The sequence below is a fragment of the Bacteroides sp. f07 genome (genome assembly GCF_042854785.1).
GTDB lineage: Bacteria > Bacteroidota > Bacteroidia > Bacteroidales > Bacteroidaceae > Bacteroides.
In genome coordinates this window covers 195492-216190 of the sequence record NZ_BAABXI010000001.1, presented here as the reverse complement: position 1 = coordinate 216190, position 20699 = coordinate 195492, and the positions used below count along the sequence as shown (strand labels likewise).

18 protein-coding genes and 1 pseudogene are annotated in these 20699 nt (G+C 43.8%); 5 read left to right on the top strand and 14 right to left on the bottom strand.

The genetic code is table 11. The features are described from left to right. Positions 1 to 15: 15 nt before the first annotated feature. The 14 genes from ACGHVY_RS00970 to ACGHVY_RS00905 all read right to left on the bottom strand — a co-directional run bounded on the left by ACGHVY_RS00970 (position 16) and on the right by ACGHVY_RS00905 (position 17370). Positions 16 to 1776, bottom strand: a complete 1761-nt coding sequence (locus ACGHVY_RS00970; protein WP_390596454.1) for an AAA family ATPase — start codon at positions 1774 to 1776, stop codon at positions 16 to 18. 12 nt (positions 1777 to 1788) lie between these two features. Next, positions 1789 to 2232: a nucleotide exchange factor GrpE gene (grpE, locus tag ACGHVY_RS00965; RefSeq protein WP_390596451.1), complete on the bottom strand. Its 444-nt coding sequence runs from the start codon at positions 2230 to 2232 to the stop codon at positions 1789 to 1791. A 6-nt stretch (positions 2233 to 2238) separates the two neighbouring features. Next, positions 2239 to 2514 carry a hypothetical protein gene (locus tag ACGHVY_RS00960; RefSeq protein ID WP_390596448.1) on the bottom strand — a complete coding sequence of 92 codons (276 nt, stop codon included), beginning with the start codon at positions 2512 to 2514 and terminating at the stop codon, positions 2239 to 2241. Between the two features lie 19 nt (positions 2515 to 2533). Then, positions 2534 to 6946 carry a hypothetical protein gene (locus ACGHVY_RS00955; protein ID WP_390596445.1) on the bottom strand — a complete coding sequence of 1471 codons (4413 nt, stop codon included), beginning with the start codon at positions 6944 to 6946 and terminating at the stop codon, positions 2534 to 2536. 1 nt (position 6947) lies between these two features. Continuing rightward, positions 6948 to 7430 (bottom strand): LysM peptidoglycan-binding domain-containing protein, encoded by a 483-nt coding sequence (locus tag ACGHVY_RS00950; protein ID WP_390596443.1) that lies wholly within the window; start codon positions 7428 to 7430, stop codon positions 6948 to 6950. A gap of 4 nt (positions 7431 to 7434) precedes the next feature. Further along, positions 7435 to 9705, bottom strand: coding sequence for an Hsp70 family protein (locus ACGHVY_RS00945; RefSeq protein ID WP_390596441.1), 2271 nt, complete (start codon positions 9703 to 9705; stop codon positions 7435 to 7437). A gap of 262 nt (positions 9706 to 9967) precedes the next feature. Continuing rightward, positions 9968 to 11179 (bottom strand): site-specific integrase, encoded by a 1212-nt coding sequence (locus tag ACGHVY_RS00940; RefSeq protein ID WP_390596438.1) that lies wholly within the window; start codon positions 11177 to 11179, stop codon positions 9968 to 9970. A 5-nt stretch (positions 11180 to 11184) separates the two neighbouring features. Further along, positions 11185 to 11973: a hypothetical protein gene (locus ACGHVY_RS00935; protein WP_390596435.1), complete on the bottom strand. Its 789-nt coding sequence runs from the start codon at positions 11971 to 11973 to the stop codon at positions 11185 to 11187. Continuing rightward, a complete protein-coding gene (locus tag ACGHVY_RS00930; protein ID WP_390596432.1) occupies positions 11970 to 13037 on the bottom strand; it encodes a relaxase/mobilization nuclease domain-containing protein in 1068 nt (355 codons plus the stop codon). Before ACGHVY_RS00930 ends, ACGHVY_RS00935 begins: the two co-directional genes overlap by 4 nt. After that, entirely contained in the window at positions 13034 to 13384 is a 351-nt protein-coding gene (locus ACGHVY_RS00925) for a plasmid mobilization protein (protein WP_390596429.1), read from the bottom strand. The genes ACGHVY_RS00930 and ACGHVY_RS00925 overlap by 4 nt, the downstream gene beginning before the upstream one ends. A 176-nt stretch (positions 13385 to 13560) precedes the next feature. After that, complete coding sequence (locus ACGHVY_RS00920) at positions 13561 to 14280, bottom strand: hypothetical protein (protein WP_390596426.1); 720 nt, start codon at positions 14278 to 14280, stop codon at positions 13561 to 13563. A 33-nt stretch (positions 14281 to 14313) separates the two neighbouring features. Then, entirely contained in the window at positions 14314 to 14625 is a 312-nt protein-coding gene (locus ACGHVY_RS00915) for a helix-turn-helix domain-containing protein (RefSeq protein ID WP_117721554.1), read from the bottom strand. Positions 14626 to 14798: 173 nt separating this feature from the next. Continuing rightward, positions 14799 to 15989, bottom strand: a complete 1191-nt coding sequence (locus tag ACGHVY_RS00910) for a hypothetical protein (protein WP_390596423.1) — start codon at positions 15987 to 15989, stop codon at positions 14799 to 14801. A 10-nt stretch (positions 15990 to 15999) separates the two neighbouring features. Continuing rightward, positions 16000 to 17370 (bottom strand): site-specific integrase, encoded by a 1371-nt coding sequence (locus ACGHVY_RS00905; protein WP_390599632.1) that lies wholly within the window; start codon positions 17368 to 17370, stop codon positions 16000 to 16002. Between the two features lie 191 nt (positions 17371 to 17561). Here ACGHVY_RS00905 and ACGHVY_RS00900 point away from each other — a divergent pair. From ACGHVY_RS00900 to traM, 5 genes and pseudogenes are all read left to right on the top strand, one after another. Further along, positions 17562 to 18020 (top strand): annotated as a pseudogene (locus ACGHVY_RS00900) (hypothetical protein); the annotation flags it as partial. Between the two features lie 29 nt (positions 18021 to 18049). After that, complete coding sequence (gene traK, locus ACGHVY_RS00895; RefSeq protein WP_390596421.1) at positions 18050 to 18664, top strand: conjugative transposon protein TraK; 615 nt, start codon at positions 18050 to 18052, stop codon at positions 18662 to 18664. 12 nt (positions 18665 to 18676) lie between these two features. Next, positions 18677 to 19045 carry a hypothetical protein gene (locus tag ACGHVY_RS00890; protein WP_390596418.1) on the top strand — a complete coding sequence of 123 codons (369 nt, stop codon included), beginning with the start codon at positions 18677 to 18679 and terminating at the stop codon, positions 19043 to 19045. A gap of 10 nt (positions 19046 to 19055) precedes the next feature. Then, positions 19056 to 19538 (top strand): DNA N-6-adenine-methyltransferase, encoded by a 483-nt coding sequence (locus tag ACGHVY_RS00885; RefSeq protein ID WP_390596416.1) that lies wholly within the window; start codon positions 19056 to 19058, stop codon positions 19536 to 19538. A gap of 9 nt (positions 19539 to 19547) precedes the next feature. Then, positions 19548 to 20696: a conjugative transposon protein TraM gene (traM, locus tag ACGHVY_RS00880; RefSeq protein WP_390599631.1), complete on the top strand. Its 1149-nt coding sequence runs from the start codon at positions 19548 to 19550 to the stop codon at positions 20694 to 20696. Positions 20697 to 20699: the final 3 nt, after the last annotated feature.

Below are 20699 nucleotides of genomic sequence, written 5' to 3'. Positions count from 1 at the left end.
AATTGGAGACTATAATTACCTAAAACCTATTCTATTTCTTGTTTGTTTTTGAGGTTCTTCAAATTGTTGTCTAATATTGTTATAAAAATCCAAATCTTTGCTATTTATAGATGAGGAGTTTTCTTTGATAACCTCTTCGAGAAGAGACTGAGAGATTTCCACATCATCTTCAAAAGCTCTTGTTGCTGCATCATTAACAATATAAGCAATATCTGAAGCTACAAAGTTTTCCGTCATCTCAGCAAGGTGCATATAATCTATGTCATCAGATGCAGGTCGATCTTTCATGTGGATTTCAAATATACCTTGTCGTGCATCTTTATCAGGAACAGGTATATAAATAACTTTATCCATGCGTCCTTTTCTGAGTATTGCAGGGTCAATCAAGTCAGGGCGATTTGAACTGGCAATAATAAAAATATGGTCTTTACCACAGTTATTCATTTGTGACAGAAATTCATTTACCTCTCCCGATTCACTTGAATTATTAATTTTACTACGATTGGGAACCAATGCTTCAAATTCATCAAAATTCAGAATCGTTGGGGCATTTTTCCTTGCTTCATCAAATAAAGCACCTATCTTTTCCTGTGAACCATGTACATATATGCTGGCAAGGTCTGACGATTTAATAAATACGTAATTATAACCAGCTTCTTCTGCAAATTTCTCTGCGATAAAAGACTTTCCACATCCTGGAGGCCCATAAAGCAGCATACCATTAGGTATCTGAATTTTAAAGCGTTCAGCTTTTTGTGGATCTTTCAAAATGTTGATAATCTTTTTCTGCATGATGGATTTTATTTCATTCATGCCAGCAACATCAGCAAAACCATTACCATGCTTAGGCTGCATCTTATTTTTTCCTTCGCCCTGATTAACACGAGTCATTGAAATCGGAGGAGCATCAATTTCTATCTTGCGCTCTATTGCATCCAAAAACTCTTGAGCTGATGCAAAACGTTGTTTAGGATCTGGAGCCAATGCCTTAACCATAATTTTTAACAAGTCATTATCCATCTCCATAATTTGCATATTGGGTAATGCCAAAGGGCCATTCCGTTTTTCTACAATAGTTTGAACCTGTTCTTGCAAGGTTAGTCCTGCAATGTTTGTTTCCCAAGGCATAACCCCAAAAATAAGCTTATAAAGTACAACTCCTGCTGAGAACAAGTCAGAACGAGTACATCCTTCACCAAAGAACCGTTCTGAAGCAACGTAATAAAGATTCTGACCATGCCAAGATTCTGTATCAGGCTTTAAATCTGCAAATCTTGCTGCCCCGAAGTCTATAAGTTTCAAGTTATTCAAATTACCCACAGTATCAAGCATAATATTCTCAACTGTTACCTCATTATGAATAACCGGGCGATTAAGCGTATGTATAAAATTGATGGCAGAAAGCAGTGCAACCATTACTTGACGTATTTCCATTGGGCTAAGTGAGCCACATCTATGCAACCTGTCATTCAAGTTTTCACCTTTGACATATTCAGTGACAATATACAACAATTGGTGACCGTCCCATTCAAGTTTTCCTGAGTCAACGAATGTACAAAGGTTCATGTGATTTAAGCTGCCAGCCAACTCAACCTCAATTACTTGTCCATCCTTGTCATATTGATATACTTCAAGTTCCTCCATGAAAATCAATTTGAGGAACTTGACCTTCCCATTTTCGTCTTTAACACGATATGTTTGAGCATAGAGACCTTCTTTGTGGGGGAAGACAACTACATACTTTCCAATGATGTCATTTTTCTTGAATAGGAACATAAGCAAAGTCTTTTAATTTTTAACAATAATAACTTCGGCAGGGCGAATCAAATGGCCTTGCCTAGTATAGCCCTGCTTTTCAATAGACACAATATCACCTGTCTCTCTATTGGAATCAGGTTCTGTATCTGACACTTCACAGAGTTCTTCAATAGACTTACTGTTTTCAAACTCAATGCTTTTTACATCAAATTTCTCTAATACAAACAATGCTTTTTTCTTTGCATTAAGAAGTCTATTGATTGCTTTCTTTGTAGTTTCATCCTTGTCCAATTCACGCTCTTTAATTGTTTGTTCTGCTCTTTCGAACGTGTCCAGAACAGTCAAAAACTCACAGAAAATCTCGTCAATTTTCTTGTCTTGACTTTTTTCGAACTCTTTAAGTTGATTTCTTAATGTAAGATTCTCTCTTGATAGTTCAGAAACTTTGTTAGCTATTTCACTTCTTACACTCATAGGATTCTATTTTAACGAATTATACTTATTCAAATCCAACGCATCCAAATTATCCTCTTCACTTTTGATAGAAGACGCTAATGGAATTACTTTCTCCTCATCCAGAATCGGGAAAGTAAAGTCAGCGGCTAAACGCTGGGCTGGTTTTCTGAGGGTCGCCTGTGCTTCGGTTATCTCTTTCATCGTATATTTTTTCGACTTCAGAGCCTTAATTTGCGATTTAACAATGTCTGAGTTACTAGCATCTTGCTTTAACCCTAATACTTTATATGGATTCTTCATACCTACACTTTTTATTACGTTAGAATGGAAGGTCATCATCAAAAAGGCCAAGACCTGAAAGTCCGCTAAGCCTACTAGAACTATAGCTGCGTACATCGCCTAGTCTTTTATAATAATCCAGTCCGGCTTTAAGTGCCCAACCTTTATCATTAAGAGATCTTCCTGGAACACTTTGTCCCATTAGAAGCATACGGTTATTTATATCGAGTTGATTCCAAATATTGGAATATGACTGAGCCAATTTTCCCTTGTGCCTATTAAATGCAGCACTCTTATTATTATTAAGTGAATCAAGAATTGACTTTACAGAAGATGCGCCCCACTTGTCAGCTATAATATATTCCATTATGCACATATCACACAGGGTAACCAGATTCTCACAAATACGGTCATTATTTGGATTCTTCTTATACAGGTCATACACTTCTTTTAAAGCCTTGTCTTTTGCCATAGAACCACTGTTGACTTTATCGACTATTACAGAAAGGGATGCTTGCACACGTGCATCCTCTACTGTGGACTTAAAGGTATTTTCTGTACTTAGAAGAGCATTGTTTACTGCTGTTCTATCTGCACTACTATCATTTTGTTCAGCTTGGACTGCCAATGCCGCTAACATACCTTCCAAGTTCTGTTTTACCTGAATGCTTGACGGAGCAATTGTGTAAACACGAACCATATACCCAACACCATCTCGTAATTGCATTCTATCATCGTTCAGGCGTTGAACTATTTCGCCATTTGCATAATTAGAAAAAGCCAAAGACAATGGAGCTTCATTGAATGACTTACAGATAATCTCGTACACATCAATGAATTTCTTATAATCCATTTTGGACTTTATATCCTCATTCATGCGACTTGAAGCAAAAGACTTTAATGAGGTATACAACTTGGAGTAATTCTTAATCTGGGGCAAAGAAGAAAAAGCCGAACGTATAGTCGTAACACTCCCCGACATAGCAGACTTGCATTTATCAACTTTCTGTTGAACATCACTATAAGAAGAATAATCATTACCCGAAAAACCATATCTCACCCCAACGTCTAATACGTTTTCTTCATTATCATAGCCTTGTGCTATATCATAATCCAAAGCCTCCTTTATGGATTTTCTGACAGTTGACAACTGATTTGCCAAATACGGTGATGCCGTAATACAATCCTGATCCAAGTTAAGTTCCATCAAATCATCCAAAGCTTCCTTTTCATCAGTGAAGAACTGCTCATATTTAGGATAATTGTCACGAATGAAAGTTTCCATTCTAAAAGACAATGAAACTTGAACATCCTTAATGGCAATATTTTGATTATCTACCGGATTATCAAAATTAATGTTATCTGGCAGATTGTCATAATCATAATCACTTGTTTGACCTAAACTGCTTTGAAGAGTAAATGTGAAATTATCATCCCAAGAAGTATAATCCAAACTCTTCACAAACAACCTGTCGGTATATACAGCAGAAAGCCAAATTGATATTGCATATTTTAGGATTTTCTCCTTAGCTTTTCCAGACTCGACGACACCTAATGCAGCAATGGCAACATTACGGAACTGGTTGTCATTCTCAATATATGCAGGGTACATTGCTATGAGTTTGTCGAAAGCTTTATCATACTGTTCCTCATTAAACATTCCCCTTAATATATAAGACTCCAATTTGCTCTTGTAAGAGTTGAATTTTGAAGAGGTATCGGTTAATTTACTTGATATTTTAGCCTTATATTGATCAATATCTTGTAAGAAAGAGGTTGCCTCTGCGACAGTCATTGTCCCTTCAATAACAGACTTTATCTTCTTATTGAACTCTAAAAGATACTTCTCGGACTCCTTTATGTAAATATTTTCACATAAAGTCAAAAGAGACGTTTCATTAGGAAGATACTTCTTTAACAGTTTTTCTGCATCAGCAGGTCGAGTAGACTGTAACAAATAACAAGCATAGCGATAAGCCAAATCATCCTTAAGCGATTCATGCGATTTCAAATCCAATGCATTAACTATACGCTGCTCCTTTGACGTGTCGATAGTACCCGATTTGACATTACAAATTAGAGACCGCAATTCGGCGCGACCTTTATAAGAAGGAAGATTCTCAGATTTAACGGCTTCATAGAGTGAAATCGCCCTTTCGTATTCTATATCAGATTCCAGTTCGATTGCACAAGACCATTCTAACTTGACAATATCTTTGGTTAAAATGTCAACTTTTTCTTTCGCATAATCCGAATTGCACTGGGCGTTTAATAAGGTTCTTACTTTAATAAAGCTGTCAATTGCCTTTTCCTTCGGTTGTGATTTAGCTTTATTGTACAGCAAATCTATATAGCTGTCCCATAGTGCATAATATGAAGAATCCTTAATGTCTTTTGTATTCTCTACACTTTCAGAGATTTGAGAAATTGTATCTTCCTCAAACTTTATTTTTTGCCCCAGGGAACTAACTTTAGAAAAGTCAAGGTTACGCAATTCGATGAAAAGTGGTAGCCAATACGCCTGATAGCCTTTTATTCTATTTAAGATTTCATACGCCTCTTGTTCTTTGCCACTATCATAAGCATTTCTGGAAAGGAGGACAAGTCCCTTTAAAACATCTTCTTTTGATGACTTAAAAGACGAGTCGACCTTGCCATCTTCACATAGACCTAAAACGAGATAATAGCACTCTTTTTTCTCCGAAGTTTCGGATGTATATTTACCTCTATTATAATAAACTTCTGCAAGCAGTGTTTCTGCTTCATTATCAACATCCACCAGTGATTTTGCTTCTTTCTCAGAAAGTTCAAAATTCTGTTCTTTTATCAACTGCCGAATTATCTGTTTTTTCCTCTCCAGTAACTGTTTATCAGATAAAACAGAAATTGAATGATTGATAATGGCTATTGCATCAGGCGATTTCTCATTCTTGGATTCGTTCAGTGAAACCGTTACATAATAACTATTCACATCGCAATTTTTTTGAATCAAATACTCAGAAACCGTATATGCATAAGCATTGTCATTCAAAGAATCCAGTGACTTGCAGAATGCCGTCCTTAATTCTTTTGTATGCAAAAACTTCTTATGCTTATCCGAAACAAGCTTGACAACTTCCTTCACAATATCCGAAGATGGTGAAATCAAAGTGGCAAAAAAGATTGTACTTTCTTTGATATCCCAGTATTTTTCCAACAAAGACATACTTTTATGTCTTTTTATCTTAGATATAGCAGAATCAAAGAATAGTTTTTCAAACGACGATATACTAACAAATGAAGACAGTACATCTACAATGGTATCTTCATCTGTATTATCATGAATAAGCTGTTTCAGCTCACTTTCATTAATCTTTGACTGATTACCATTTGAAACAAGGTTTTCAGCTTGATTGATGTAGATGAAGTCAAATGTCTTCTCAGAAATAAACAAACGGCAAATATTGATGGCAGACTCTGGATTAGCCTTTTCTGCAATCTTTGCTATCCGCATTTTTAAAGAATCAATCTGAGCATCAGTAAGCTTCAAGTCTTTAGCCATTTTAAGCAACTGCTTTACTTCTATAGCATTTGCCCTGGCACTTAACTCTTCAAGTACATGAACACACCTTGTGTTGTTAAACTGATTATCTGATGAGAAATATTCAGATGCAAAAGAGTCAAATAAAACAGAGGTCTTATAATCTGTTTTTTTTGCAGAGAAAGCTGACAATGAAACCAATTCATTAGCAGCATCTTTGCACAACAACGAATCAGAACAGAACTCAGATATTTTCTTTGGATTTCTTACATCCTCGTCCTTCTTTAAAACAACATTCACTACAGCATCAACCGCAAGCTTTTTAAAGTCTTTATCCAAAAACAAGAAAGGTATCAATAGCTTTATGATACGAGAATATCGATTCTTAGACTTCAACAAATCCACAAATGCCCTTATATCTGATGTACGGCTCTGCTCATATTGATTCAATTCTGTAATTGTTTCATTGATTAACAGGTCATAAGAAGAAGTTTGCTGAGATTTAGAAAAAGCCAGATATGCATGGTATCTATGACGTTTCTCATCATAAGCACGATTATTATTCCGATATGTCTGAATTGCATCAATCAACAATACCGCATCATGATAGCTTTCATCCCTAAATCTATCATTAGCAAATGATTCTATGTTATTCAAGTGAGTTGTCAGACACCTCTCATAGTCTTGCCTATTCTGCTCATTTGAATAACCTTGTAAATCGACAATGTCTTTAAGGACCTTCAACTTTCCTTCCACGCCTTGTGAATGTGAAACATACATGTCGGCTAAATGGACTATTGCAAGATCCTGATTGCCTAAAAGAGACCGGTAAATTTCTTCGGCCTGGTTTAAGTAATTTTCCGATACCAGACGGTCTGCCTTTTCCAAGCGACTATCATAGTACTTGCCTTTTATCCAGCTTATTAATCCCATCTTATTTTATTATCAAAGTATCACCAACATATAATGGAGTATCTAAAGTTCTGTCGTTTTGCTGGGCTATCTCTTCTGAACGGGTTCCTGTCCCGTAGAATTTCTTGCTTATAGACCAATATGAATCCCCACGCAATACAACATACTTGTAGCTAGAACTTGGTTGTACACTTAAATCCTGACTCTGAGCCAACTGGGTATTTAACACCTCAACTGAATCCTTTAATTGAGCTAATTCTTCATTCACGGATGTTGGAACAGAAGGCTTTTGAGTGTAAAGCATCACCCCCAATCCCGTAGCCGCTAAAATAGCGACTACGGAGATAGGTTTCCAAATATTTGTTTTATGTCCTTCTTCAGGAATCTGCTCTATCACACGATAGATGTTCAGATCGCTTCCACAACATGGACACTTAACATCATTATTCAGATAATCATCGATACCTGTTTTACCACAAACAGGACATTTTGTATTTTCAGCCATAATATTATCCGATTCCAATGCCAGTAGTTGCCCCAGTTGTTGGCAAATTAATATTACCAATTAGATGTTCATTTGCAGAGAGGATATCCCTTGCACGCTGAACATTTCCTTCGTTCAAGGCGGCCATAAACTGGTTAAATGCTACCAGTGCCCTGTTAGCTCTCACAGGATCACTATCATCATGCCCTGCTATATTGAGCATGAAACCATGAGTAAATAGTCCATATTTTTCGGTCAAGTCATCCAACTTGTTTACCGCATCGTTTTTTTCTATAGGTGAAGATACGTTTTTGTAACGTTCAATCTCTCTACGCATGGCGACTTTATCCTCGTCTTTGATGAAACGACCGAAGTTCTCCAATTGAATCTGAGCAATTATCAATTGTACAGGAATATCGTCTTCCTTTGTAGTAGCAACCTGACTTGCTGATTTCAAAGAATCCTCCAGCATCTGCCATTCATTACTATTTGGAGAATAATTACATGTTGATATTGAATTAATTACCTTCTGTAGCTTCTCAACAAAATCAGCTTTCTTAGATTCGCTTATATTCGGATCGTTCATCACTCTGTCGAACGTGGGTGACACAGATTCCAAACAGTGGGCGTCTAATGCGCCTCTACTCAGAACAACATTAGTAGTCTTTCCTGTAGCAGGTACTCTAACCCTAACATTCATTGTCTCATCCTCATTCAAACTGAAAGTAAATTGTAGCTCACTGTGGACTGGTAGGTTTTCAGGAATTGTGAAATAGCCAGTTCCGAGTTTATCCATTTGATTATTCTCAGCATCACTAAACAGCTTAACCCCAACAATCTTCTGATTTTCTACCAATGTATAGAACTTGCGATTCTCTTCACATGGTAATGGGGTATTCTCATCAATAATCTTCTCATACTGAATATTATCAGCATCATCCGAAACCTGAATAAAGAACTTATGTTTGGTTGTATGGCTTACTTGTACGCCACCTTCTTCTACAGAAATCTGTTGGATAGCTTCTAAAGATTGATGGCAATGAGGACACTCTGAAGTACCTGTTGGAATAGCTTTACCACAATGTGGGCATTCAACTTCAGTACCAAGAGAATGAGATAAGATTGCAGCACCTTCAGCTATAGCGAGCATGGGTTTCTCTGAAGAAAGAATCTTATCCATACCATATTTATCACATAACATCTTTCTTACAAGAGGAATACATGAAGAGCCACCAACCAAAAGTATATTGTCAATGGTGTCTATTGGATAAGCGGTTTTCTCGAGCAATTCGTCTATTAAGTCCAAAGAACGCTGTACGAGAGGACGAATCATGCTCTCAAACTTTTCTCTCGTCAACTTGACCTCAATATCAATGGGAGAACCATCTTCGTCTTCCAACTGGTCAAATATTGAAATTGTTGCCGACTCAGACTGACTTAATGCCTTTTTTACACTCTCTACATTATCTTTCAATTCACCCTGAAAAGCATACTTCTTTCTTTCAGGTAGTTCTTCTATCAATTTATGAATGTCCACATTATTGGCTTTACCTGCTTCTGAAAGAACATACTCAGAGATGAGTCTATCAATGTCATCACCACCAAGCCAACGGTCACCACCAGTTCCTGATTCAATGAAATTACCTCCAGAAGCAACGAGAATAGACAAGTCAAATGTGCCTCCACCAAAGTCGTAAACGAGAAAAATCTTATCTTCATCAGCAGCCATCTTGTCTGCGCCATAAGAAATAGCTGCGGCTGTAGGCTCTGCCAATAAGCGTTGAACCTTCAAGCCTGCAAGTTCAGCAGCCTTGCGAGTTGCCGTCTTTTGCTTCTCGTTGAAATATGCAGGAACCGTAATTACGGCATGAGTGATTTCACCACCAAGCTTAACAGAAGCATCATTCTTTAACTGGCGTAGAATCTCAGCACTGATTTGTTCTGGGGTGTACTCTTTGCCATTCATAATGACAACGACAGACTCGTCTGTTCCACCAGACATTTTTGAAATACCATAAGGATACATGTCCTTATCTGCTTTCATTTTTTGCACCTGAGGATCGGAAATAGATGCACCCATTAGACGTTTTGCAGACACAACAATATTAGGAGCATATCTTCTCCAATTCTTGTACGGTGCATTGCCAACTGTAAAGCTTCCACTTCTGTCAATGGCTACACATGAACGACACAGGTCCTCATTGTTTGGGCCTGTTGCAATAACTCTCACAGTTGCATCCTTAAATGCAACAACGGAATTGGTGGTTCCGAGGTCGATACCAATACTTTTAGCCATAATATTTTGCTTAAATGTTAAATTCAGTTTTATCTCTTGATAAGAGAGTTATCCCGAAGGAATAAGCACTAATAATCAGTGCTATAGGAACACGATTTGATGGATTTACAAAACAGATTCTCACAAAATGCCTTTCATATATCATTATAAATGAGGATTGAACACGGAATTTGAAATATTATGCGTACCTTTGCAAGGTAAACTATATCTCTTATCAAGAGATTCGTCTTTTCGCTCAACACATTTCACCATAAATATCCGGTCAAAAATCTTTCAAGATAAGGCTGTTTGCCTTGTCCACCACGCTTGTGTCAAGCGATGCGAGATAGATGCGCGTAGTCTCTTCCGAATCATGTCCCATGCCCTCGCTGATGACAGAAAGAGGGATGTTCTTGCTCTTGGCAACGCTCGCCCAACAATGGCGCGCAACGTGCATGGTCAGCGGTATGTTCAATCCTGCCAGACCGGCAACTTCCTTCAACGCCACATTGATGCGGCAGATGGCATTACGGTATTGTGTCCGTTCATCGGAACAGGGGTTTGTAATTATCGGCAGGAGGTAACGGGTGGCCGTATTCTCTCCATACTTGGCGATGATGTCTTCCATGCACTTCTCCCACTTGACGGTGAGCTGCTGCCCAGTCTTTCTTCTACGGTACGTGATTATTCCGTTCTTCAAGTCCGATTTTTTCAGATAGGCCATATCAATGAATGACATGCCACGGGTATAAAAGGAGAAGAGGAACATATCCCTTGCATAGTCCAGATGCGGTTTCAAAGTCAAATCAAGTTCCTTAATGTGCTTGATGGACTTCAATGGGATGGCTCGTTTTACTGTCTTCCCGATACCCGTGTAAACGTGTTTAAAAGGATGTCTCTGTTCCGTCAGCTCCTTTTCCACGGCACGGTTGTAAACGGCACGGAGTATGCGCATATAAAAGGAAACCGTGTTGGGGCAGATGCCCTTGCCTTTGAGCCAGGCCTCGTAAAGCATCATGGTGTTGCCGTCAATCTCGCACAAGAGTATGTCCTGCCCCTCACGAAACTTCATAAAACTGGCCAATGCCGCTGTATAGGTTTCTGATGTGCGGACTTTGCCAAGCTGCTTCAACTGCCCTATGATGCCTTGCATGAAACGGAACAGCGATTGTTCGCCCGTTTGCCCGTTGAACTTCTCGACGATGCTGTCAGCGGAATAAATTCCTCCCTGCCTGTCGCATTGGGCGACTATGGCTTTCAACCGTCTGGTGTCCCAGTCAATATGTTCCGCCACTTCACGGAGATACCGTTGCCTGTTTTCACCGATTTCGGACAGGATTTTCAGAGAGGAAGTTCTCTTGTCCCATTCCGTGTCAAATATGCGGTAGTCCGTCTTGACTTGGCGGACTATGCGCCCGTGGATTACCTGATAATATATGCTGCCCTCCCTGCCGCTTGCGGTGGAAGGACGGTATTTTACTTTGATGGATGCCATTCACTTTATTTTTGTTGTTTGGATTGTTTTTCTTCCTCTCTCACTGTCTTGACCTGCCTGTTGAATATGGCCAGCGTGGAATCCGCACCGACAACATCCACCAGTTTTTCGTATGCTCCAACGGTCACGGCCAGTCCCGGATGCAGTTCGTTGAGCATGAACGTAGTCACATGGTGTTTGTCAGCAACCGTTCTCAACCGCCTGTTTTCTTCCCGGTACTCATGCCATTGTACCCAACTGACGGCAAACAGGGCAAAGAATACGAGCATACAACCGATACCGGCCCATGCGTAAGGGTTCTTGTGCCAGCCATCGGGAACTTTGCTCCATAATCGTCTTATCGTGTTTATCACCTTGTCCGGTCGGATTGCCTGCCACAGTTCCGGTATGACACCTTGCTTTTGCCACACCTGTTCCGAAGCCTGCTTGTCTTTCTCCACATGGGCAGTCAGCAGATCCAGTATCTTGTTGAGCTGTTCCTTGATGGTGAGAACACCATGCTTGCGCATATCCTTCTCGTTGGCTTCGGTGTATAACCGCAGACTTGCTACCGCTTCATCACCTATTGATTGCTTGTATTCCTCGATGGCTTCCTTGCTTCCGAAAATGGCATTGACATTTTCCGGTGCATTGCCATTGAAGAACCGTATAACAGGCTCCAGCTTCGCTTCCAGCCTTTTCAATGCCTCGTTCTTGTCCGGGCTATCCTTTGCGTCCAGTTTTTTCTTGATTTCCTCGATGTCCACTGCCAATGCCCCGATAAGGTCGGTTAAGTTCTGCTTGTTGTCCTTCATCTTTTTCTCCTCCTTGGTTTATGTTTGTCCTTTTCGTTGTCATTGTCGCCCCAGCCGCTTTCGTTTCCTCCACCTCCGCCGCCGGATGAGACCTTGGCTTGGTGCGGTTGTACGCACAACTCCATGAGTGTGCCGATGGTCACTTGAACAATGTTTGAGCATGATTCAGCAAGACAACAACCGTTGCTGTCCGTTTCCGCTCCGGCTGATGGGGGTTGTTCTATAAAAGTACCTGCCGCATGGCTGTCCTTTGCCATACCTTGCATGGTTGGTGATGTCCGTCTGTCAAATCCGTTGTCCGGCACACGGGGCTGCCATTCCATGCCCTCGGCAATGTGGCTTCCGAACAGCTTGTCTAACTTATAAAAGCTCATGCTCCGGTCTATCCGTGAGCCGCTGAATGAGATTTCATTCTTCGTGAACGACACACCGATTATTTTACCTTTGTTCCTATTGTATTTGAAATTCACCCCGATGCCTTGCTTTGCCAGCCTGTCACACAAATCCGACCAGCAGTTACAACAGGGTAATGCCGCCTTGATAGCGTCATAGATTTGGTATTTCACCTTGTCCTTACCACGCAAGCGGTCACGTTTCACGTTCATCTTGCCCTTGGAGAAGTGCAGTCCGTATTCCCTCGTGAGAGCTTTGCATACTTTTACATTACGCACATTATCGTTGCTGTCACTGATGGTGTTCCCGTCATTGTCCACCCTGTTGGCCACGATATGCAGATGCTGGTGTTCCCTGTCGGTATGGCGGCACACAATGTATTGGGTGTTCGTTATGCCCATGCGCCGCATATACTCACGGGCGATTTCGACCATCAGGTCATCTGTCAGCTTGGGTGTGTCCTCGTGTGCGAAGTCCAGTGAAATATGGTACACGGGGTTCTTCAACTTGCGTCCCGGCTTGTCGTCCGCCTGTCCCTGCATACTCCTTGCGATGGTGGCGTTGTCATCAAGCCTCACGTCCTTGCTGTCGATGATCCTTGCCTTCTTCGGGTTGTTCACGTAGTTCACCACTCTGGCGAAGCTTGCCCGTTTTTTCAAGTCGCCCATCATATCCTCTCTATGATTTTGTTGAACTCGTCCAGCAAGTCCATGATTTTGCCTTTCAAAAGAGAAAAGCCCTGCTGGTGCGCCATCTTCGCCAGTTGGTTCAGGTTGTTGCATCCTCCCTCCAGTATCCTTATCTGCTGCCTGTCCTCCTGTGTCCGTGCCGCCTCGACTTTGCCATGCAACAACAGTTCGCGCAGGAAGTGTGACGGCTTCTTGCCTGCATCTGTTATCCGTTTCATGACCGCTTTCCATTCGGCAAGCGTGAGCCGTGTGGATATGGTCTTTGTCCGCGCCTTGCCTTTCACCGCTTTGGGGCGGCCTCCCTTGTTCCTGTTCTCCTGATATGTCATATCCGTTTTCTTTTATCCGTTAAACCGTTCTGTTTTTTAGGGCTGTAATCCGGACTTGCCGTTTCCCGTGTGGCCGGGTCGCCATTGGTGGCGTGGTTTTCGTGGACGAAAACATTAACTTGCCAGCCCTAAAAATTATCCCTTCTAAAACGCTGTCGCTTGCCATTCCTGCCGCTTCATTCCTGTGGCTGTTTCCATTTCTGTGATCCGGACAGAGTATTGCCATCCTCTAAAACAGGTGTGTTGTCGGCATCCACAACGGCATTTTTCACAGTGCTTTCCACTTCGCTTTCGGTTGTTGCTGCCGTTTCGGTTTCCGCTGTTCCTGTACCTTCTATAATAGGATTGGAACCGGTCAGATTCATGGACGGTAAGCCATCCGTTCCCTCTGGCGTTTCTTCTATCGGTTTTTCTTTCTTCTTCCTTGCCGAACTGCGGCGCAAGATCTCTAATTGTTGCCCGTTGAAAAGGAAAATCCGTACCCCTTCGTATGCCTTGATTGTCTGGCGGTATGTCGGATTCTCGATGAGCCGCCCTGCTATCATCCACGACTTCACGCACACCATGTCTATGATGGAAGTCACGGGATTGGAATCAACACGGATTAGTCCGCGTTCCGAGAAATCCTCCAACAGGCGGGACACCGCCTTGCGCCCGATGCCCCATTCCTTGGCCAGTACCAGCATAGATCTATCCACCTGTCCGGGATGGACGGCATAGCCCAATCCCCGTTTGGTGTTTTGTACTTCCGAAACCGCCATCTTCGACAAAAGGGAAAGAAGATAGGTAAGGTTGCATATCCCGTCCGTACTCCCATGCAGGAAGTACCATGCCTCCACGGACATTGCCATCTCCAATTTGTAGCACGGCAAAACAAGCTGCTTCAAATTCTTCATAAGTCTTGATTTTTTTGTTGTGCGTCTTGTAAATTATCCCTTGGTGTTCTTGTCGGCCTTCCTGTTGGTGGCTTTCAGGCTCTTGATGCGGTCTATCTGTTCCTTGGGAAACAGGACACGCCGTCCTATCCGCTGTCCTTTGATGTGTCCCAGCTTCTCGTGCCGCCAGATGGTCGCTATGCTCACACCCCATTTCTCCGCCAGTTGCCGGATGGTGTAATACTCCGATGTGTCCTGTGGTGCCTGTTCCTGCCGGTATTCCTCAAACGCGCACCTCACGCTTGCGCCGATAAGCTGTTGAAGCTCGTCGCGCGATACCAGTACCATTTCTGTCTTATCTGTCATAATTCACTGATTTTAAGTTCATGGCGGCAAAGGTATGGCAATAATAAAACCTGTGAATTTGTGGTATTCTGTGAAATGACACCGCATGAAAAAAGCCGTCAAACAACTGGTGCTTAACGGCTTGTGGAAGTCTGTGGGTTGTGGTGAATTGTAGCCACCTGTGGGTTATGTCACTATTTTATCATGGGAAGCAGCTCTTTGAGCTTCGCTATAAAGGTTTTCTCCACGTTATACTTGGCGAGGCTTTCGGGTGTCAGCCCCATGGAACGGGCAGCGGATGCCCTGTAACCTTTCCAGTCCTTGAAGTAGGCTTTGGACAGCAGGATGGCGACACAGCGCATCTTGCCCTTCACGCAACTGCCGTATATCGTGGAATAGTCGGCACGCATGACGGCACGGAGGAAGTCCCGGTCGGAAACGGCATTGCCGTCCAATAGAGGCTTGCCCTTGTCGGGGCCACTCTGCACGGTAAAGGTGGTAAGGAAACGGTACAGCCTTAAAACGGGAACTTGCGCGGTCGTACTGAACGTACCGCCTTGCATTGTATCTGTGGCGGTAAAACCGGATGACGCTTCTTCCGTACAAGAGGGTATTGTTTGTGATGTTGCCGACTTGGACTCGTTCTCATGCAGCACGTTCCTCTTGACATATCCCATCGTCATTGCGATATGGAACATCTTTATTCCTGCGGACTGTGCTTTCACATCATCATTTTGGGGCAGCATGGAAAGGTGGACGGCTTCCGCAAAATATTCCGTGAAGAGTTGTGCCAAATCCTTGTCGTTGGCATTGACAATATACTCCTTGACGGTTTGGATTTTCGCCTTGTCCACTTTGGCAAGCATGGCATACATTTCTTTCCCTCTGTTCCCGTCTGAATCCTTTGCACACTTCCGTATGGCGGCACGGATGGTGTCGATGCAGTCGGTGGCTTCGGTACGTGTCATTGGTTTGGGAGAAATATCAGAACCTTCCGGCGATACTTGCTCCTGTTCTTTTTCGGGAAAGAAGTATTGCCTTATGACTTCCATGCTCAGGTAAGCCACCCCTGTACGGAAAGCCGCCTTGTTCAAGTCCGCATATTTGGAGCAGATGCCATGAAGCCTTTTCGTGTCATCGTGCAGCCCGACGAATTTCCGTGCCAGATCCTTATCCTCGTGTTCGGTGACATATTCCCTGATGCCGGCCAAAAGAAAAGGCAGGGGCTTCAGGCTGTATCTGATGTTCCGGCAAATATCCTTGCAATCCGTTTCGTCACTGCCGGAAGACTTGTCGGCAAGCGATTCCGCAAGTTTCAGGCTCCCACTGATTACGTTGGACAGCTTGAACAGGTCGCTAATGATGTCAAACCTTGATTTTTCCATAAGCACCTTCTTATATTTTGATGATACCCTTGAAATCCTTTAACGCTATGACGGCCTTTTCCTCTGCGTCCAGTTTCAGGTAACGGCGCAGTTGCGCCTCGCTGCTGTGTCCCGTGATGGCTTGGATGGAAGGCAGAGGGACACCAGCCTTATACGCGTTGGTGACGAAACTTCTCCGGGCTGTATGGGAAAGGAGCATGTCGCAGAACCTCCTTCCCCGTTTGGGGTTGAGACGCTTCTCGTCAAAGCCGCAGTCATGTGTCCAGCCGAGCAACAGGCCGATGGTCTTCGCCAGCTTGTTCATTTCATTGGGATGAACCGGGGGCAGCTTGCCGTCATACTTGGCAAGTATGGCTCTCACGCGCCTGTCAACGGGGATATAGACTTTCTTTTCCGTCTTCTGTTGGGTGATGAGTATGAACTCAGTGCCGCCGATTTCCGTTATCATGTCCTCGCATATCCTTGAATAGTCGGAAACACGCTGCCCGGTCAGGCAGCCCACGATGAAAATGTCCCTCACGTGCTCCAGTGTCCTGATATGGGTGATGCGGCATTTGGAAAGTTGTGCCAATTTCTCGTCCTCGCTGATGTCAAGTGATTCCAGTCTCTTTTTCACAGCTTCCTTGGTGGAAAGGTCAAGGTCGAGCATTTCCTGTATCTGTTCCGGCGTGAGATAGATGTTGTCCACTTCCTCCTTTTTCGGCACGAAGTCGGAATGACGGAAATCATCGCATTTGGTCAGCTTGTCCTCGTAGGCCGCCTTTGCCACCGTGCGGACATCGGTCATGTACGAGTTGATGGCGTTGGGCATCAAGCCCCGTTCCTTCCAGTAACCGACAAGGCTGTTGCGTGTCTCCATCGTCATGTCATCCAGTCCGAGTTTGCGGTGGGTTTCCTTTTGGTAGTTGAGAATCTGTTTTTGGATAATGCGCAGACCTTTTATATAGGCAGGTGATACTTTCACGGTACGGCCTTTCTTGGTGCGCCGTCCGGTTTCCATGTCTTCTATATAAGAGGTGAGGAAATCCTCGAACAGCATCCTGCCTTTGGGCTTGACCTCCACAATCTGCATCATACCGTTGAGCACGTCGTGTTTCACGCTCTCGATGATGTTCTTGGCCTCCTTGGGGTTGAACCCGTCCGCCTCGAATGCCGCCTTTATCCTCGCGAGGACTTGGGCGAACTGCCCGTACTTTATCCCGATGCTCGACATCAGGGCTGACGAGGTGTATTGCAGGCTGCGGTACTTTTCCCATTCAAGCTGTTTGATGGTGAAGCCCGTCACGACTTTCATGTTCGCCTTTCCGCTGCGCACACGGGCATAGATGGAACCATAGTCCTCCTTTCCGGCCTTGGATGATTTGATGAAGATGAAATCCATACGCGATATATCTTGGTTACTGTGATGCAAAGGTACAAAATATATCCCGAAATATAGTATCAAATAGTACCAATATTTTCTAAAACCGTGAAATTTCGTGAGTATTCAAACCCAATAAAAACATCTGCAAATAACTGATATACAAAGACAACCTATAAAATAGAATTTCACTGAATATATTTAGTGAATAGTGGGCAACCATCTACTGCCAGCAAATCCTACTCGGTATGCTGACAATATTCGGCCCGATTCAATGGGCGTTCAGCATCCTGCCAAAATGGGAAGGTGCTTGGGCAAAGTGGCTGACACGCTACCTGACGGTGCATTTCTATGGAACCATGCTCTACTTCGTCGGGTTTTATGTCTTGCTGCTCTTTGACATTGTGCTGTGCATCCAAATCGAGAACCTGACAGCAATCACAGCCAGCGAGCAGACAATGGCGGCTTATCTGCAAAACAGCTTCTTCTCCGCCGGTTATCTGATGGCGGCAAGCATCGTGGCTTTGAAGTGCCTGAACCTCGTGCCGGACTTGGCGGCATGGATGATACCTGAAGGCGATACGGCATTCTCGACCCGAAACTTCGGTGAAGGTGTGGCACAGCAGGCCAAAATGACGGCTACCGGAGCGATGGGTGGAATCATGAGATAAATGATTGAATTTATAAATATTTGACAACTATGGTTATAAAGAACTTGGAAAACAAAATCAGGCTGGTGGGCATTATCTGCACTGCGTTCCTTGTGGGGTGCATCATCATTAGCGTATCAAGCATCTGGACGGCTCGCACGATGGTCACGGATGCGCAGAAAAAGGTGTACGTGCTGGACGGTAACGTGCCAATCCTCGTGAACCGCACGACAATGGACGAAACGCTTGACGTGGAAGCCAAGAGCCACGTGGAAATGTTTCATCATTTCTTTTTCACGTTGCCTCCGGACGACAAGTATATCCGGTACACGATGGAGAAAGCGATGTATCTGGTAGATGAAACAGGATTGGCACAATACAATACTCTCAAAGAAAAGGGATTCTATTCCAATATATTGGGTACGAGTTCTGTCTTTTCTATCTACTGTGACAGCATAGCTTTCAATAAAGAAAAGATGGAGTTCACCTACTACGGACGTCAGCGCATTGAGCGACGAAGCAACATTCTTATGCGCCAACTGGTCACGGCGGGACAGCTCAAGCGCGTGCCCCGGACAGAGAACAATCCGCACGGACTTCTCATCGTGAACTGGCGCACACTATTGAACAAGGATATCGAACAGAAGACAAAAGCCAATTATTAAACAACAGTAATTATGAATATTAAAGGATTCAGGCGGATGCTGTTCGGTGAGAAGATGCCGGACAAGAACGATCCGCAATACAAAGACAGGTATGAACGGGAAGTGACAGCCGGGCGCAAGTTTGCCCGAGCGACGCGCATCGACAAGGCGGCCGCCAAAATACAAGGGTTTGCCAACGCACATAGGACGCTATTCTTAGTCATCATCTTTGGGTTCGCTATCGGAGGTTTCGTATGGAATATCTACCGTCTCACGATAGCATACCATTACAGCCACACGACGCGCACGGCAACGGAGATGCAGGATTCGGTGCTGCGGGAGCGGCGCAAAAGGTTGCAAAGAATAGAAATGAGGGAAAATAAAGCGGATGAACCTCAATAAAACAGTGCCTATGAATACACGGTTTGAAAAATCAGCCCATTCGTCCGACGAATGGTACACACCTAAAGAGATATTGGAAGCATTGGGCAAGTTCGACCTTGATCCTTGCGCTCCCGTTCGTCCGCTGTGGCCGACGGCCGAGGTCATGTATAACCGGAACATGGACGGACTGTCGCGAAAATGGGAAGGGCGTGTATGGCTCAATCCTCCATATTCGCGCCCTCTTATCGAACTGTTTGTCCGAAAACTGGCGGAGCATGGTAACGGCATCGCACTATTGTTCAACCGATGCGACTCGAAGATGTTTCAAGATGTCATCTTCGAGAAAGCGGACGGAATGAAATTCCTGCGCCACCGTATCCGATTCTACCGTCCGGACGGGACACGAGGTGATTCTCCCGGCTGCGGAAGCATCCTGATCGCTTTCGGAAAGGACAATGCAGAGGTGCTGAAAAACTGCACCATTGAAGGCAAGTATGTACAAATCAATTAAAGACGCATGATGAAAATAACAGATAGAATCAATTTCAAGGAACCGAAGTATATGCTTCCGGCCATCCTGTACATTCCGCTATTGGTTGCATCGTATTTCATCTTCGACCTGTTCCATACCGAAACGGCGAAGATTCCGGACAAGACGCTCCAGACGACGGAGTTCCTGAACCCAGACCTGCCGGACGCCCAAATCAAGGGTGGAGACGGCATAGGCAGCAAGTACGAGAACATGGCGAAATCGTGGGGTAAGATACAGGATTACTCCGCAGTGGATAACATAGAACGAGACGAACCCGATGGCAACAAAGAAGAATATGAATCTCAATACACGCAGGACGACATTGCCCTGCTCAATGAACAACAACAGGAGAAAGCTGCGGCAGTGCAAGTTGCCGATGCCAAGACACGTGAGCAAGAAGCTCTCGCAGAGCTGAAAAAAGCCCTCGCTCAAGCGAGACTGAGAGGACAGAACGAAGTAATGCCACCGACTGAGACGGACACCGCAGCATCGGCACAGACACCTATGGCGACCATAGAGGTCAAGGGCAAAATAGAGGAAGAGAACCGGTCGGTAAAAGCCCCGTCCGATAACGAGCCTCCAAGCGAGGTCGTGCGGAAGGTAAAGACCGCTTCAGACTATTTCAACACGCTGGCGAAAGATGCCCATGAACCGAAACTCATCAAGGCCATTATTGACGAGGACATCAAAGCGGTGGACGGCTCGCGCGTACGATTGCGCCTGCTCGATGATGTGGAGATCAACGAGTGCGTGGTCAAGTGCGGCTCATACCTGTACGCCACCATGAGCGGTTTCTCATCAGGGCGCGTGAAAGGGAATATCACCAGCATTCTCATTCACGACGAATTGGTAAAAGTCAATCTGTCTCTGTATGACACGGACGGCATGGAGGGACTGTATGTGCCCAACAGCCAGTTCCGGGAAACAAGCAAGGATGTGGCGAGCGGTGCAGTGTCGGGCAATATGAACATGAATACCGGAAGCTATGGCAACAGTCTCGCCCAATGGGGAATGCAGGCTGCCACGAATGCTTACCAGAAAACGAGCAACGCCATTGGCAAGTCCATCAAGAAGAACAAGGTAAAGCTGAAATACGGCACGTTTGTGTATCTGGTGAACGGTCAGGATAAACAGTAAAAA

Coding starts and splice junctions, on each gene's coding strand:
- traM (WP_390599631.1), top strand. CDS start 19,548: ATGAAAATAACAGATAGAATCAATTTCAAGGAACCGAAGTATATGCTT.
- ACGHVY_RS00920 (WP_390596426.1), bottom strand. CDS start 14,280: ATGAAGAATTTGAAGCAGCTTGTTTTGCCGTGCTACAAATTGGAGATG.
- grpE (WP_390596451.1), bottom strand. CDS start 2,232: ATGAGTGTAAGAAGTGAAATAGCTAACAAAGTTTCTGAACTATCAAGA.
- ACGHVY_RS00945 (WP_390596441.1), bottom strand. CDS start 9,705: ATGGCTAAAAGTATTGGTATCGACCTCGGAACCACCAATTCCGTTGTT.
- ACGHVY_RS00925 (WP_390596429.1), bottom strand. CDS start 13,384: ATGACATATCAGGAGAACAGGAACAAGGGAGGCCGCCCCAAAGCGGTG.
- ACGHVY_RS00915 (WP_117721554.1), bottom strand. CDS start 14,625: ATGACAGATAAGACAGAAATGGTACTGGTATCGCGCGACGAGCTTCAA.
- ACGHVY_RS00890 (WP_390596418.1), top strand. CDS start 18,677: ATGAATATTAAAGGATTCAGGCGGATGCTGTTCGGTGAGAAGATGCCG.
- ACGHVY_RS00950 (WP_390596443.1), bottom strand. CDS start 7,430: ATGGCTGAAAATACAAAATGTCCTGTTTGTGGTAAAACAGGTATCGAT.
- ACGHVY_RS00960 (WP_390596448.1), bottom strand. CDS start 2,514: ATGAAGAATCCATATAAAGTATTAGGGTTAAAGCAAGATGCTAGTAAC.
- ACGHVY_RS00930 (WP_390596432.1), bottom strand. CDS start 13,037: ATGATGGGCGACTTGAAAAAACGGGCAAGCTTCGCCAGAGTGGTGAAC.
- ACGHVY_RS00970 (WP_390596454.1), bottom strand. CDS start 1,776: ATGTTCCTATTCAAGAAAAATGACATCATTGGAAAGTATGTAGTTGTC.
- ACGHVY_RS00905 (WP_390599632.1), bottom strand. CDS start 17,370: ATGGATTTCATCTTCATCAAATCATCCAAGGCCGGAAAGGAGGACTAT.
- traK (WP_390596421.1), top strand. CDS start 18,050: ATGGTTATAAAGAACTTGGAAAACAAAATCAGGCTGGTGGGCATTATC.
- ACGHVY_RS00940 (WP_390596438.1), bottom strand. CDS start 11,179: ATGGCATCCATCAAAGTAAAATACCGTCCTTCCACCGCAAGCGGCAGG.
- ACGHVY_RS00910 (WP_390596423.1), bottom strand. CDS start 15,989: ATGGAAAAATCAAGGTTTGACATCATTAGCGACCTGTTCAAGCTGTCC.
- ACGHVY_RS00955 (WP_390596445.1), bottom strand. CDS start 6,946: ATGGGATTAATAAGCTGGATAAAAGGCAAGTACTATGATAGTCGCTTG.
- ACGHVY_RS00935 (WP_390596435.1), bottom strand. CDS start 11,973: ATGAAGGACAACAAGCAGAACTTAACCGACCTTATCGGGGCATTGGCA.
- ACGHVY_RS00885 (WP_390596416.1), top strand. CDS start 19,056: ATGAATACACGGTTTGAAAAATCAGCCCATTCGTCCGACGAATGGTAC.